Raw genomic sequence first — 14,420 nt, 5'->3', positions numbered from 1 at the left:
TCACTCTTCTATAATACGCTTATACATCTGTTTTAATTCACTATTGTCATGAAAGTACGAGTTATGCCATAGCAGAGTAAAACAGCCGCTTAGTTTACGGCATTTTTCTTTTAGTTCCAGAAACTTATTTTCTGCTGCTTGAGTTACGCCTAAGCCAAGGTATACATCATCGATTACTGTGCACTCCATAGCTATCAGTGGCCTTATGCGTATTTGTAGTGGTTGCTGGGTGATGGTGTTAAACGCTGGGTACTCAAAGCAAGTGCCGCAACGAAAGCCGGGCAAGTCGGCGTAGCTAAGCGTTGAATCGTAAGTCATATCGGCGTCGCTCCACGCTTGTAACGTGGTGGGATGCTCCCAGCGCAGGTAATGCATACGTCCGCCAAATTCGTTTTGTTTGATACCTTCTTTTTGAATTATAGCCCGTAGGCGGTCGGCTTCTTGCTTTATGAGCTGGGGCGTTTGGTAGGTGCCGTAGCTGGGGTGTAGGCCAATTTCGTGCCCGCGCTGATGTATTCGTTGTATCAGTTCGCGTATGGCTGGCTCTTCTGGCTGATAGTCAGCATCCATGTTGCTGGTGGTGTCGCAGATAAAATAAAACGCACTGGTTAGCCCGTTTTTTTCTGATACATCCATTAGCCAGTCAAACGTATTATACGGATCTTGCGGGTGTAAACGTTTACCTGCGCTGAGCTTGATGTAAGGCGCTTGTAAGAAGGCTTTGATATCACGACGTTTTAGCAGGTGGCCGGCCATCATGCGGATAATGGTTTGCCAGGGTTTGAATTGATACAGGCTGGGTGAGTCGACATCGTGGCTCACTTTCATACTGAATTCATGCTGCTTAAGCCCAACCTGCGGCCACTGTTTTTGGAACACCTGCCCCAACACATGCAACCACTCATCCACCACAGGGCGCTCAAGGTAGGCGTGTTTATACGCGTGTGAATGAATGGCTGGGAAGCGGCCGTGATTGTCGAGATCGGTGCGGTCGATTTCTTCTACACGGTTGAGCATCCAGTAGGTTAAGCCCAGTACGTCATAGTGAATAACATGATGTTCTGTTGCCTGTTCGATTAAAGGCTGCGGCAACTCGCGCACACCTGGCGTAGGTAAAGGCTGCTCTAACACACTCAGCCAACCGGCTTTGGCGGCATCCCACTCGCTGTGCGGTAAGTCAGAGTGCGACTCGTGAAAAGCCGAGTTTAAGCTTGGAAACAGGATAAAGCCTTGCTCACAGTCGGTAAGGGACAGCTTTAAACCGGCTTGGTAGGGCTGCAAAGTGAAAACAAGACCGAAGCGCTCTTCTAAAATAGAAGCAAGCCAGGAAAGAGCAGAGGTAGAAAATTGGGGCATTGCAATTAAAACTTATTTTGGCCACAGAAGGACACGGAAAAACACGGAAAAAACAAGGCTGCTTTAGCTACGACAATTCCCACATTGTACCCCAAAGGACGGCCTTGGAAGGGTGAGCGAAGCTAATAATACCACGAAAGAACACGAGAACATAAAACAAACTAAGTTTTCATGCTTTTAGTGGGTTTCTCGGCTAATCAATTACCTGCGTATACCCTGTAGGAAACTCAGAACTCTATCTGAATTATTACAACAGCATTAATATTATCAGCTAATTAAAAACACGCCGAAACATCAGCTGGGTTAGTTCCACTACCATCATAAACAGTACCTAATTCCTGTGGGTCCACAATTGGCTGCGGCCAAATTTTGTTGCTACCAAGCCAGTTATCAAAACCAACTGTATCTAGCTGCTGAAAAAACACATCACTGGTGTTGTTCGTGGCTATGCTGGATGCCCAATATCCCAAGCTGCTCGCCACTATATCCATTACTTGGATTTGCTTAACCTGCTTAGAGCATACGAAATCTAGCGTTTTGGCTTTCAGGGGAAGTGTAAATTTGCGTCTATCGTATCCTGCAACCACCTCGCTTTTGAACCAATCCATAAACTGCGTGACCATGTGTTGCTGCTACTCCAGAGTGTTGGAATCATCGTGTTTAACAGCAAAACCTGCTGGGTAATCATCGCCCCACTGTGCGCAATGGATGAAAAGCGAGGGAATGGACGGGTCTAATGCAAACTTATCAATGCGGTTAAGAACATCCACAGCTATGGCCTGAGTCGCTAAAATCAGATCTATATCTCGATTAAAACGAGCGTGCTTATTTGAGTTTTTTAGCTGATTCACTTCGTAATAAAAAGCGCTGATAGTGGCAGGCGATGCAGCACGCACCATTGCTATAAACGCTGCATACATTGCGCGGACTTGCTCAGTATCAAAAAATGTAGGCAAGCAATACCACAGCATATTTGAGTAGTTAATATTTTGACCGTTTTTATAAAAATCATAGCCATGCGCGTTGTAATAAGACTCTATAAGCGTATCGACTATTTTCGTAAGCGCCATAAACTCTTTATGCATTGCATGGATCTTTATGCGCTTCGTATTTATTAGCTCATCTGTTAATAGCTTTATTATTGCATTGCGCCCCGCTGGCGATTTCCGTAAACGCTTAAAGTGAGCTTCTGCTGCTGCGGAGCTGGGTAAATGGCTTAAAAGATATTCAGCTTCTGCAAGCGAAAAATCACAACTGGCGGTCGCAAATACAGGCTGGTCTTTATCAAGTAAGTTTGAGCCAGTGTTGCCTGATTCGTCGATGTAGATGGTTTTCAAAGCGGCTCTCACCTTTAAATAAACTTAGGTCAGTAGTTGCGAACCTGCGATGATGCTAACGCCAATAGCCCAGATTGTTTCAAAAATTGAGCCAATCAAAGCTCGCATACAACATTTAATAGTTTGCGCCATAGTTACCTCCTTAGTTTTGTTATCGTTTGCAGTAGATACAAGACGGATATATACATATCGGCATAACACTAAAAAAAGGGCTAAGGCACCAACAAGCACCCAAGGAATTGAACCCTGAACTACCACCCCTACTGGCCTAAGTTTACTTCGCCCAATTAACAATTTTCGTGTTCTTCGGTGGATTCCGTGGCTAAATCATAAAAAACTTTCGTGCGTTTCATGGCTAAAAAATCAAACCACCTAACTATTTACGTATTTCTTGCAGAAAGCGGTAAGTTTTAATGAGTTTTGAATTGGTTTTTGAGATTGAGAAGTAAGGCGTTTGCACCGCACCAAAGCCTCTAAAAAAACGCTCAACAGGTTCAATCATAGAGCCTTCAAAATCAAAGTTTTTGGTAACTGTTGCAGCAAACTGTATCGCTTCCCACATGCACAAACTGGTGGCGTCGCTATTACGTAAGTCTGGGTCACCACCGCCCATTAAGTAATAAGCTGTGTTGTCGTCCCAAATTAAGTAAACGCCGGCATGATGGCGACCTTGCTCATCTTCAGCGATAAAGATTTATCTATCGTTGTTAAATTTGACCGCAGCGTCTAGCTTATAAACAAGCTCTCTTGTGTAGGCTTATGCCATGCCTTGCGGGAGAATACTTTTTCATTGAGATTTAAGAGCTCATCTAATGATAAGACGGCGCAAAATTTACTACTTTTCATTTCTTAAATTTATTAATAATTCTTTTCAAAATATAAAATGGTGCTCTATGTACCCTATCCCATCTTCCTGCATTACAAACAAAGCAGTCTTTATCATCACAGATATTAAATTTCTTATTATTAGATAGTACTGATAAGTCTATATCATACGTTTCTTTAGCAGGAGAAATAATTGAGTAAGCATTCCCAACATAGCCTGTATCTAGAATTTTATTTTTAACATAATGCGCATAAAACTTATAAAATGAACTTGAGCAAAGCCCTGGATCTTTTCTTCTAAACAACATTAATTCATCTTTATCATTTCTATAGTAAACTGTATTCAGCGTTGGAAAAACATTAAGTTTTAACATTCCAAGATCTTGCTCAGCTAAGTGTGTCGTGGTAAAGCCTGGGCTATTATCAACACACCCAACAAGTATGCATTTACCTTTTAATTCAATAATCTTTCTAATTGGTTCATACGCAGGGCTGTTTTCATCATGTTCACTTGTTATAAACTCTGCATTTTTACCAATTGCCACATAAGAACAAGTTGGGTGTTTGCTTCTGAAAGAGTTACTATAATCAAGCATCGCATTAGGTAGCGCACCAGCATAGCTTTTTTTATTTCTATCGAAAGCATCGCTTGGGTTTGCTTTTCTAATGAAATAAGAATTCGTAAATGCGAGTGAAACTATAGTGCCTTCTTTACCAACCACTGAAAGCAGTGCGTCAATAAACGTATTAGCTTTGGAATCCATTCTGCCTACAGCACCCAAACTAGCCCTAATAAGTATTGTATCACCTTCTTCCACACCTAATTTTTTAAAATCATTTTCTATATCATCTTGATTATATGTTTTAAACTTTTTATTACTTAACATAAATTATCAAAACCCTACTTATAAAAGAGTCTATAAAAAGTATAAATATTAATATACCTAATTAATTTAATAATATTAACTTCCTTACTAAGCTCCTCTGTCATATTAACTGAGAAACCAAGCTTTTTTAACTCATCTGGCTGCTCTGCAGTTTGTATAAACCAGTCTTTTAAATTTCCTTTAAACCAATGTTCTTCTGGTATTGGCCAGCCCATTTTGTCTTTTCGCCAGGTGATTTCATCAGGTAGTTTTTTGTCGAAGGCTAAACGAGCCAGGTATTTTGTCCAGCCGTTGTGCATTTTATAGCAGGCGGGTACTTGGGCTAAAAACTCTACTAGGCGGTAGTCCATAAAGGGCATTCTAGATTCGATGCTGTGTGCCATAGAAGTATGGTCGGCATAGTGTATTAAAGTAACAAGCCCAGTTTCTATGGCGTTTTTTAGCTCTAGATTTAGTTCAGCAGGTGGTTGGCGGCCTTTGAGTCTTTTGAATAGCGCTTGATAGGCTTTGTTTCCGAAGATGTATTTAAAGTTTGCCATTAAAAGGCTAAGTAACAATGTTTTTTTAGCGCCAGGTATTTTTAGAAAGTAAAAGAATTCTTTGTAGAGGTCGAACAGTGAAATAGAGGTTAAGTAGCTGGCAATAAAGGGTAGATAGCCTGCGAGTTGTTCGTCTGCACCTTGGCCGTCTAGGGTTACTTTTACGCCCTCTTGTTTTACTTTCATAAAGGTGTGCCAGCCAGACATACAGGTGCTTTCTGGTGGGTTTTCCATTGCCCAAATAACTTTTTGGTGTTCTGCAGGTACGTCTTGTTCTTGGGGTTCTATTTGGTTGGAGTTGACCTTAAGTTCTTTGGCGAGTAGGTCAATAAAGTGGCTTTCGTCGCAGTCTTGTGTGCCGTCGGACTTGTAAACAGAGGAGAAGGTTTCTTGTAGGTATGCTTTGCCTTGGGCTTTTAGTTGTTGGTTGACAAGGTAAACAATCGAGCTGCTGTCTAAACCGCCGGAGAGTGCCGAGCCTACCTTTACGTCGGCTCTTAGACGTAGTTTTACCGCATCGGCTAGTAGATCGTAATATTGTTGGGCGTATTCTTTGGCTTTATTTGGGCAGAAGCGTTCTTTGCTGGTGTTGGTGGTTAATTCCCAGTAGCGGGTGAACTGGGGTTGGTTAAGTAGCTGTTCTTTGCTGCCTAAAAAATAGTGAGCAAAGGGAAAACGGTAAATGTTGGCGAAGGCGGTGTCTGCATCGTACTCATTAGGGCCGTTTTCTAGGTAATTTTTTAGGTAGCTTATGTTGGGCGCTTTTTCTACTAAGCCGCTGGCGTAGATGCCTTTAACTTCACTGCAAAAGACAAAGTGGTCTGCTGTGTGAGTGTAATAAAGTGGCTTTTTACCAAAGCGGTCGCGGGCAATGAAGTATTGTTGCTCTTGCTTGTCGTAGAGTACAAAAGCCCACATGCCGTTGAATTTGTTTAGGCAGTCTACACCCCAACAATCGTAGCTGGCGAGTATGACCTCGGTGTCTGATTCACTGTTAAAGGTGTACCCACGGCGGGTGAGTTCTTCTCTTAGCTCTGGGTGGTTGTACACTTCGCCGTTATAGGTGATGACGTAACGGTCTAGATAGTGCATGGGCTGTGCAGCAGCTTCACTTAAATCAACTATGGCCAACCGCCTGTGCCCTAGGGCAAAGTCTGGCGCATAATATTGCCCTTCACCATCGGGTCCACGGTGAATGATGGCATCGGTCATTTTTTTAAGAGGTGATTGGTCTGCTACTTGGCTAGCAATATAACCTGCAATTCCGCACATAAAGGGCCTTAGGTGATAATGATTGATTTTAGTTTAAACAATTGCTTTGGTGCCTTTTAAAATAAGCATCAAATAAATAATGTACAAAACAACTTCATGTATAACAAAAGCTAAAAAAAACTGCTCAACTGTTAGAGATGAACAAAAATATAGCGTTGGTGTGATGGTGCACAAGTAAAGCACTTGCCAAAGCACTCCTTTTTTTATGTTTTGCTCTAAGCCAAGTACCGCGCTCAATGGGCTAACAGCAAAACGTATAGCAACGGCTATTACTAGGTAACCTGCGTAGATTCCTGCCTGCCCCCACTCTTCACCAAAAACAAAGGCAAATAGCGTATCACCCCAAATAAATAAGATAGGTACTGCTGGCAGGTAAAGTATAAAAAGTATAAAAAACATTTTTATAATGTAGCTATTTAGTTTTTCTGGTGCTGTGTGGCTTATTTCTACTACTTTTTGAAATAGTACTTGTGCTATGGCCGACGAAATGATGGCTGTTGGCATGTTTAGCACACGAAAAGTTAAACTAAACATACCGGTTACTGTGCTTGAATAAAATTTAGTTAGCATTAAAACTGGCATTTGCATTGCACCAGCATCACATAAACCGCCAACAATTCCATACTTGGGGAATTTTTTGTATTTATTCATTTGCTGCTTTAAGTCACTTATTTTTGTTTCTTTTAGTATTTCTTTGTAGCTTCGATCTTTTCTAAGCAAATAGGTTATTGAGGATATAATTCCAAAAAATTGTCCCCAAATAAGTCCACCACTAACTTGCATAAAACCTAAGCCAGTTTGTGTCATACCTTGAAATAAACTTTGATTGACACGAGACACGGCTGTATTTTTAAACTTCTTTTGTCTGTTATTCCAATAAGTTAAAGCCTGGTAAACACCTGTCAGCAGTACTGAAATTGGCACTAAATACAACCAAGATGCAATGGCTTGATTGCCTAAAAAACTAGCTATTTCTGTATTCCATAGAAAAACAGGAATACTGATGAATATAGAAATACAAAAAGCAACCAGTGCTGATACCTGTAATAATACCCGCGCATCTTCATCTTCTTTAGGTAACATGATGGCTATTTCATAACGCCCTGTTGCTATTACGCCTAAGATGGAAACAAATGCTCCATACAGCGCCAGCAAACCAAAGTCTTCGGGCGTGAAAACTCGGGTAAGTATAGGAATAATCGCTATAGGTACTGCTTGTGCTAAAACGGTTCCTGTCATTAAAGTCAGTACGTTTTTAGCAAACTCGTTATTTCTGAACAGCTTAGTTAGCATTGATTACTTCTTGTGAAACTATTGGCAAGGCTTGCTTAGCGTATTCTATTGCACCCACTTCATTTAAGTGGTGTTCGTCATAGTAAATTAGATGACCGCTGCAGGCAGCATGTGTCGCAACACAGGATAATACAGTAAACAAAAAATTAGTATTAGAAAGAAATTTTTTTCAAAACTTAATCTTCCATTTGTAGATAGAATTTTCAAAACAAACTAATTAACTTTTCAACTATTACAATAATATCTTTAATTTTCAAATAAGGATGCATCGGCAAACTCAATACTTCCTGTGCCACTCTATCACCCACTGGTAGAGAATCATTAGTAGCAACCGCAGGCTGCTTATTTAAGGGGATTGGATAATGAACAGCCGTAGGAATTCCTTTTTCCTTTAACGCGTCAATCACTAGCTCACGGTCTTTAACACGGATTGTATACTGCGCATAGACAGACGTATTATGCTCTTCAATAAAAGGAGTTGTATTGATACCCTTTTCATTTAAGAGTTGATTATAATTTTTTGCAGCTTGCTGTCGCAAAGAAATCTCATCATCAAGAATCGCTAATTTAGGCAGTAGAATAGCTGCTTGTAAAGTATCGAGGCGGCTATTCACACCCACACGGATATGATGGTATCGTCTGTCTTGACCATGACGAGCCACTTGACGAATTACCGTTGCTAATTCCTCATCATTAGTAAAAATGGCGCCGCCATCACCGTAACAACCTAAAGGCTTACTAGGGAAAAAACTCGTACATGAAATTGTAGTTAGATTACCTGATTTACGACCCTTATAAGTCGCACCAAAGCTTTGCGCAGCATCTTCAATTACAGGGATACCATGTTTAGCAGCGATAGCATTTATCGCATCATAATCAGCACATTGACCGTACAAAGACACGGCAATAATCGCTTTGGTTTTAGGCGTAATCACAGCCTCAAGCAATGCTGGATCTAAGTTGTATGTACGCTCATCGATATCAACATAAACAGGTTTAGCACCTAGTACAGCAGACGTTTCAGCTGTAGCAATATAAGTAAATCCTGGCGTGATGACCTCATCACCGGGACCTACGTCTAAGGCCATGAGAGCAATTTGCAGCGCGTCTGTACCATTAGCGCAAGAAATGCAATACTTCGCACCAGTATAATTAGCTAGTTTTTCTTCGAGCTCGGCTACTTCTGGGCCTAAAATATACTTGCCATGAGCAAGTACTTTTTGAATATTGGCATCAATCTGATCTTTAATTCGTGCTTGCTGCGCTGCTAAATCAATAAACTGCATTAGTGATCCTTTTACTCTTTACTTAAATTGCCGTCAGTCAAAATATATTTAGTACCAGTGTGCGAACATAACGCTTCACCATCACCTACTAAAGGTAAGTCTAACTGCTCACCAAACTCACTCATCCAACCAATTTGCTTGGCGGGTACTCCTACCATTAAGGCGTAAGGCTTAATGTCTTTATTAACAACCGCACCAGCGCCAACAAAAGCATATGCACCAATCGTCACACCACACACAATCGTACAATTTGCGCCTAGTGTCGCGCCCTTTTTAACGAGAGTATCTCTATACTCATCTTTGCGCTCAATAAGAGAGCGTGGATTGTAGACATTGGTAAACACCATACTAGGCCCACAAAACACACCTTCTTCTAAATGCACATTATCGTAAACAGAGACATTGTTTTGTATTTTACAGTGGTCACCAATAGTGACCTTATTGCCTACAAAGACATTTTGCCCAAGTGAGACACCCTTACCTATTTTGGCACCAGCACACACATGAGCGAAGTGCCATACGCGACTGCCCTCGCCTATTTGCGCGCCATCATCAACGATAGCCGACTCGTGTTGGTAGAAACTCATTTTTTCAACTTAGGATGGTAATCACCGGTTAAAGGAGCGATCGGTGCATTTCGAATGTGTGAGACGGTAGCGATAGCGGTACGATTTTCATCTAAACCAAAGCCACGTCCTGCTAGTATTTCTTGATAGCTGATGGTATGTAAATCTGTAAAGCCACCGGAGAATTCGATTTCTTCTCCATCAACTGTAATTGAGCGGAAAGTACGTTGTCCTGCTTCTTTTTGTGCTTCTGGTACATCATCAAAGTCTACCGACAAGAACCAGCGAACACGTGCATTTTCATACTCTAAATAACCTGCTGCTTTAGTATCGTCACTCAGGTGAACAATATTTTCTTGTAAGTCACCAAAAATAAAGTGCAGCATATCAAAGAAATGCACACCGATATTGGTAGCAATCCCACCTGATTTCTTCAAATCACCTTTCCAAGACTGAAGATACCAGTGACCACGAGAAGTGATATAAGTTAAATCTACTTCGTGTTTAGTATCTTTCTTAGAGTTTTGGACTTTTTCACGAAGTGCAATAATTGCCGGATGGACACGTAACTGCAAAATAGTATTAATCTTATGACCCGTATCTTTTTCTATTTCTTTTAGGCCATCAATATTCCACGGATTGAGCACTAGCGGCTTCTCGCAAATAGCATCAGCACCGGTACGCAAAGCAAAGCGCATATGTGAATCATGAAGATAATTCGGAGAACAAATTGAAACGTAATCTACTTTATCATTACTATTAGCACGGCGTAACTTATCAAGATGACGGTCAAAGCGCTCAAACTCAGTAAAAAAATGAGCATTAGGGAAGTGACTATCAATAATCCCAACTGAGTCATTAATATCAAGCGCAGCAACCAAGTTATTACCCGTTGCTTTAATCGCTTGCATATGGCGAGGTGCGATATAACCGGCAGCACCAATCATGGCAAATTTTTTCATAACAATACGTTCTTTAAAATATTTAACAAACAATATAGGTATTAAAGCTCAATCTGATAAAAAAGACCTTAACCTATCTCAAGATTAATCCATCACTCACTGTAAGGATATTGTGCAGTACGGCAATACTATAAACGAATATCCGCTTCCTGTGGCGCTAAGACATATTTAAGATCATAGAGAACATGTTCTGGCTTACCCAAGTCACGCAACTTCGTTTCACCCATCGCTTTAAACTGCTCATGCGCTACCGCTAAAATAATCGCATCATAAGCACCCACATCAGGCTCTGATTTAACTTCTATACCATATTCCTGTTTAACCTCTGCAGGGTCAACCCATGGATCGTAGACATCCACGTCAATGTGGTATTCATTGAGTTCATTGATAACATCCACTACTCGTGTATTACGAATATCAGGACAATTCTCTTTAAAGCTTAGACCAAGTACGAGGACTTTTGAACCCTCGACTTGAATTTTCTTTTTAACCATTGCTTTAATTAACTGAGTGGCGACATAAGCACCCATGCCATCATTTAATCGACGACCAGCCAAAATAATTTCAGGGTGATAACCAATCGCTTGTGCCTTATAGGTCAAATAATACGGGTCAACACCGATACAGTGACCACCAACTAAACCCGGTCTAAAGGGCAAAAAGTTCCACTTCGTACCAGCCGCTTCTAACACGGCTTCTGTATCAATATCTAGCTTATTAAAAATAAGCGCTAATTCATTAATTAATGCGATATTGACATCACGTTGAGTGTTTTCAATCACTTTGGCGGCCTCAGCTACTTTAATACTGGAGGCTTTGTGAGTACCCGCCGCAATCACTTGTCGATACACTTCATCCACATAATCTGCCACTTCATGCGTAGAGCCAGAAGTCACTTTGAGGATAGTACTCACACGGTGCTCTTTATCACCTGGGTTAATACGCTCAGGACTATAGCCTACAAAAAAGTCCTGATTAAAGCGAAGACCTGATACCTCTTCCAGTACAGGCACACATACTTCCTCAGTAGCGCCCGGATAAACCGTAGACTCATAAACTACGATATCTCCCACGGAAAGCACCTTAGCAATACTCTGGGAAGCCTTAATCAAGGGAATCAAATCGGGTTGCTTAGAGGCATCAATAGGAGTCGGAACAGTGACAATAAAGAAATTACAGTCTTTTAAGTCATTGAGCTCTGCCGTGTATTGAAGATTAGTCGCTTCTTTAAGCTCTTCAGGAGATACCTCGAGTGTATGATCTTCACCACTTCTTAACTCATCGATACGTTTTACATTAATATCGAAACCGACCACTGGTAGCTTTTTACCAAACTCCACTGCTAGTGGTAAACCGACATAACCCAAACCAATCACTGCTATTTTTATTTTTGAGAGATCAAACATACCTTGATTCCATTATTACCTTTTAGTAACGCGACTCTTCACTTCTACTAGTTAATACTTAAGACAAAGCCATTTTAATATAAACAACCCTAACAGATTATGAATCTGCTTGAGCTCTTGCTAATTATCAGAACATGATTAATGATGCTACACAATATGAAAGATGTGAGTAGCATCATTAATACTCACCATCTCGTAGAGACTGAGGTCCTGACCATTTTAAAATACCCAGCAAACACCATTAAAAAAGCTGCGTACATCATGACACCACTATTATGCCTTAAAAAAGCTTGGGTTAACCCAAAATCGATAAATACAAATGGCAACAATACACCTACAACCGCAAGCGATCGCTTAGCTAAGTCCTTGTGCCTGAGGTAGGCACTAAAGGCAATTATAGGGGCTGCATAAAGCGCTAGTAAAGCGAGTAGACCTAGCAGACCATGTTTTACCTGACGATCTAAGATCTCATTGTGCGCATGAGTAAAGTGTTTTGTCGCCACTCCCTGGATTATTCCCTGCTCACCTAGCTCTTTTTTGGCCTGGATATACCCCCCTTTACTCCAACCCATCAGTGGTTTTTCACTAATCAGGATGGCAGTGCCCTTCCACATTTCCAAACGCGCACCAATTGAAGAGTTTACATTACCAGCTTCATAAGATATGAGCTCATTAAAAGCCTGATGGACTCGGTCTTTTATACCTAATTGCGGCAAATTAAATGCGGTAATTGCTAGAAAACAAGTGATTATCAAGCCGATAACTTTGACCTTAGTTGAGAAAAAGCTACGATACACGCGATACAGGAAAAAGAAGACGAACGGTAAGCCAATCCATCCCCCACGACTACCCGAGAGAAAAGAACCATTTAGACCACAAAAAGCCCCAACGACAAGTAAGCAGAAAAAGAAGGTTTTATATTTTTTAAGAGTGGATGCCCAACCAAGACCAGCAAGACAGAACACACCTAAGAGCATGGACAAATTACCAAACTGTATTGCATTAGTATGACCATTAGGTCTTGGTAGCCCTAAACCAAACTTCTGGTATATCGCAAAGATACAGGCACCAATCGCCCCTAGCGCTATCCCCGTCCATAAGTAATGCAATGACGGTCTTGCCCGATAAATCAGAAAAAATATCGGTATCGCTAACGCAAAGCGTACCACCTTGTCTAAGTCACTATTATCAAAGACACCACTGACTAAACCATGCCAGAGCCAGTTAAACACCCCTTCTAGGGAGAAGAAAAGTAATATCGCCAACAGCCATTTGTCCCGAAGGTCTAATTCCACCGTATTTTTATTTTTAAAATCCTTAGACCATACGTACAAACCACCCAATACAAGCAAGACCGCACCGACTGAATAACCACTAGGTACAATCAGCGCCAGAAAACCAAGCAGAAAAACAGCCACTTCGGTATAACGCCGAAGCAATGGTTTTCCTGATGCAAGTGAGACTTTATTTAAATAGCGTTGGGACATAAATAGATTTAAACTTATTTTACTGTGGCAAGATTATATGCCAATCTACCTTAGATTAGATAACATTTAAGTATTAAAATGATTTCCCTTTTGTTGCTAAATATAACTGTAATGAGAATGATTACTGTTTAATCGAGTAATAAAACAAATATATGTGATAGATTGCTTAGGAGTATTGAGTGAAAGGGATCAGTAGAGCAACGAATAAAGTTTGCTAAAAGAAGAAAAGTACATTAAGAATGAGTTTTTTATAACTATAAAAAATAAGATTAATTCAGTTCTCTTTATTTTCCAGACAATCATATAGTTGAGACAAGAAATCAACCCCAGCGCTTGATAGTTTCTGCTTTTTTCTTTGAATTAAGCCTATTTTCCGATGTGCCACTGGATCAACTAATGGCTTGTAGTTGAGTCCATTTAAATTTAATGACTTTAAAGCCAATTTAGGTAGAATCGCGACACCCATACCTTGATGAACAAAAAGGATTGCAGTTGCCATATGTGTTGTATCCACTCGTAGCCCTGACCTAGTAGTCACGTCAGCCACCGCCTTTTCATAAAGATCTCTCGCACTTGAGCCCTTTGATAACACAATCAAATCATAGGGGACTAAATCCTCTAAATAAAGGCTTTCATATTCCGCCACAGGATGCTCGGGCGGATACACAGCACAAAAAACATCATCAACCAAAGGAATCACACTCAAATCATCCGCCTTCTCTAATAAAGCAGCTAAGGCAAACTCTACCTGACTCGGTGTTTGTCAAGCAAGTTGTCCGATTTCTTATGCTGCTAATACGGCATTTCTCTCTAACTCGTTACTCTCCTTCGATGGGTTTAGCCAGACCTCTTTGACCGGTTTCCAATGGCGGACAGAACGGTTTTTCCAACGCTCAGGTCTAGCTTCTTTGGCTGTTTCATAAACGGCACGACGATGCGCTAAAATNGCGTTATCNAGTCCGTTATGACGCTGCTCCGGCGTNACAAACTGAATGCCACTATGGCAATGCTGCGTGTTATACCAGATGACGAATTGATGCACCCATTGACGAGCCTGTTCTAGGCTAGTAAAGGGCTTATTAGGATAGGCTGGCGTGTATTTGAGTGCTCTAAACAGAGACTCAGAATAGGGGTTATCATCACTAACTGACGGGCGGCTAAAGGAAGGCACAATGCCCAACTTCTGCAAGGTCGCTAGCATGGT

13 protein-coding genes and 1 pseudogene are annotated in these 14,420 nt (G+C 41.0%); all 14 read right to left on the bottom strand.

Annotated elements, in window-relative coordinates; genetic code table 11:
• The gene (locus B092_RS0106665; protein ID WP_018574479.1) at positions 1 to 1,356 is read right to left on the bottom strand and encodes a polysaccharide deacetylase family protein; all 1,356 of its coding nucleotides are present in this window, start codon (positions 1,354 to 1,356) and stop codon (positions 1 to 3) included.
• A gap of 275 nt (positions 1,357 to 1,631) precedes the next feature.
• Positions 1,632 to 1,979, bottom strand: coding sequence for a hypothetical protein (locus B092_RS14695; protein ID WP_018574478.1), 348 nt, complete (start codon positions 1,977 to 1,979; stop codon positions 1,632 to 1,634).
• A gap of 9 nt (positions 1,980 to 1,988) precedes the next feature.
• Complete coding sequence (locus tag B092_RS13870; protein WP_018574477.1) at positions 1,989 to 2,693, bottom strand: DUF3800 domain-containing protein; 705 nt, start codon at positions 2,691 to 2,693, stop codon at positions 1,989 to 1,991.
• 376 nt (positions 2,694 to 3,069) lie between these two features.
• Positions 3,070 to 3,381: a GNAT family N-acetyltransferase gene (locus B092_RS14690; protein ID WP_255313359.1), complete on the bottom strand. Its 312-nt coding sequence runs from the start codon at positions 3,379 to 3,381 to the stop codon at positions 3,070 to 3,072.
• A 154-nt stretch (positions 3,382 to 3,535) separates the two neighbouring features.
• Entirely contained in the window at positions 3,536 to 4,405 is an 870-nt protein-coding gene (locus B092_RS0106645) for an AAC(3) family N-acetyltransferase (RefSeq protein ID WP_018574474.1), read from the bottom strand.
• Positions 4,406 to 4,419: 14 nt separating this feature from the next.
• A complete protein-coding gene (gene asnB / locus B092_RS0106640; RefSeq protein ID WP_018574473.1) occupies positions 4,420 to 6,216 on the bottom strand; it encodes an asparagine synthase (glutamine-hydrolyzing) in 1,797 nt (598 codons plus the stop codon).
• Positions 6,217 to 6,249: 33 nt separating this feature from the next.
• Positions 6,250 to 7,509, bottom strand: coding sequence for a lipopolysaccharide biosynthesis protein (locus B092_RS0106635; RefSeq protein ID WP_018574472.1), 1,260 nt, complete (start codon positions 7,507 to 7,509; stop codon positions 6,250 to 6,252).
• A gap of 203 nt (positions 7,510 to 7,712) precedes the next feature.
• A complete protein-coding gene (locus B092_RS0106630; protein WP_018574471.1) occupies positions 7,713 to 8,795 on the bottom strand; it encodes a DegT/DnrJ/EryC1/StrS family aminotransferase in 1,083 nt (360 codons plus the stop codon).
• Between the two features lie 11 nt (positions 8,796 to 8,806).
• Complete coding sequence (wbpD, locus tag B092_RS0106625; RefSeq protein WP_018574470.1) at positions 8,807 to 9,382, bottom strand: UDP-2-acetamido-3-amino-2,3-dideoxy-D-glucuronate N-acetyltransferase; 576 nt, start codon at positions 9,380 to 9,382, stop codon at positions 8,807 to 8,809.
• The gene (locus B092_RS0106620) at positions 9,379 to 10,323 is read right to left on the bottom strand and encodes a Gfo/Idh/MocA family protein (RefSeq protein WP_018574469.1); all 945 of its coding nucleotides are present in this window, start codon (positions 10,321 to 10,323) and stop codon (positions 9,379 to 9,381) included. Before B092_RS0106620 ends, wbpD begins: the two co-directional genes overlap by 4 nt.
• A 128-nt stretch (positions 10,324 to 10,451) precedes the next feature.
• Positions 10,452 to 11,729 carry a Vi polysaccharide biosynthesis UDP-N-acetylglucosamine C-6 dehydrogenase TviB gene (gene tviB, locus B092_RS0106615; RefSeq protein WP_018574468.1) on the bottom strand — a complete coding sequence of 426 codons (1,278 nt, stop codon included), beginning with the start codon at positions 11,727 to 11,729 and terminating at the stop codon, positions 10,452 to 10,454.
• 185 nt (positions 11,730 to 11,914) lie between these two features.
• Positions 11,915 to 13,168 carry an O-antigen ligase family protein gene (locus tag B092_RS0106610; protein WP_018574467.1) on the bottom strand — a complete coding sequence of 418 codons (1,254 nt, stop codon included), beginning with the start codon at positions 13,166 to 13,168 and terminating at the stop codon, positions 11,915 to 11,917.
• Between the two features lie 322 nt (positions 13,169 to 13,490).
• A pseudogene (locus B092_RS13860) lies at positions 13,491 to 13,955 on the bottom strand (LysR substrate-binding domain-containing protein); the annotation flags it as partial.
• 45 nt (positions 13,956 to 14,000) lie between these two features.
• A partial coding sequence (locus tag B092_RS13855) for an integrase core domain-containing protein (protein WP_018574465.1) occupies positions 14,001 to 14,420 on the bottom strand: 420 nt, incomplete at its 5' end.

Origin of the sequence: Oligella ureolytica DSM 18253 (assembly GCF_000373745.1) — a bacterium.
Lineage (GTDB): Bacteria > Pseudomonadota > Gammaproteobacteria > Burkholderiales > Burkholderiaceae_B > Oligella > Oligella ureolytica.
The sequence above is the reverse complement of the archived record's forward strand: the minus strand, read 5'-3'. Positions and strand labels throughout refer to the sequence as shown.

What these genes read in the sequence shown, in the direction of transcription:
- B092_RS0106665 (WP_018574479.1), bottom strand. Translation starts at nt 1,356, where the DNA reads ATGCCCCAATTTTCTACCTCTGCTCTTTCCTGGCTTGCTTCTATTTTA.
- B092_RS14695 (WP_018574478.1), bottom strand. Translation starts at nt 1,979, where the DNA reads ATGGTCACGCAGTTTATGGATTGGTTCAAAAGCGAGGTGGTTGCAGGA.
- B092_RS0106645 (WP_018574474.1), bottom strand. Translation starts at nt 4,405, where the DNA reads ATGTTAAGTAATAAAAAGTTTAAAACATATAATCAAGATGATATAGAA.
- asnB (WP_018574473.1), bottom strand. Translation starts at nt 6,216, where the DNA reads ATGTGCGGAATTGCAGGTTATATTGCTAGCCAAGTAGCAGACCAATCA.
- B092_RS0106635 (WP_018574472.1), bottom strand. Translation starts at nt 7,509, where the DNA reads ATGCTAACTAAGCTGTTCAGAAATAACGAGTTTGCTAAAAACGTACTG.
- B092_RS0106630 (WP_018574471.1), bottom strand. Translation starts at nt 8,795, where the DNA reads ATGCAGTTTATTGATTTAGCAGCGCAGCAAGCACGAATTAAAGATCAG.
- wbpD (WP_018574470.1), bottom strand. Translation starts at nt 9,382, where the DNA reads ATGAGTTTCTACCAACACGAGTCGGCTATCGTTGATGATGGCGCGCAA.
- B092_RS0106620 (WP_018574469.1), bottom strand. Translation starts at nt 10,323, where the DNA reads ATGAAAAAATTTGCCATGATTGGTGCTGCCGGTTATATCGCACCTCGC.
- tviB (WP_018574468.1), bottom strand. Translation starts at nt 11,729, where the DNA reads ATGTTTGATCTCTCAAAAATAAAAATAGCAGTGATTGGTTTGGGTTAT.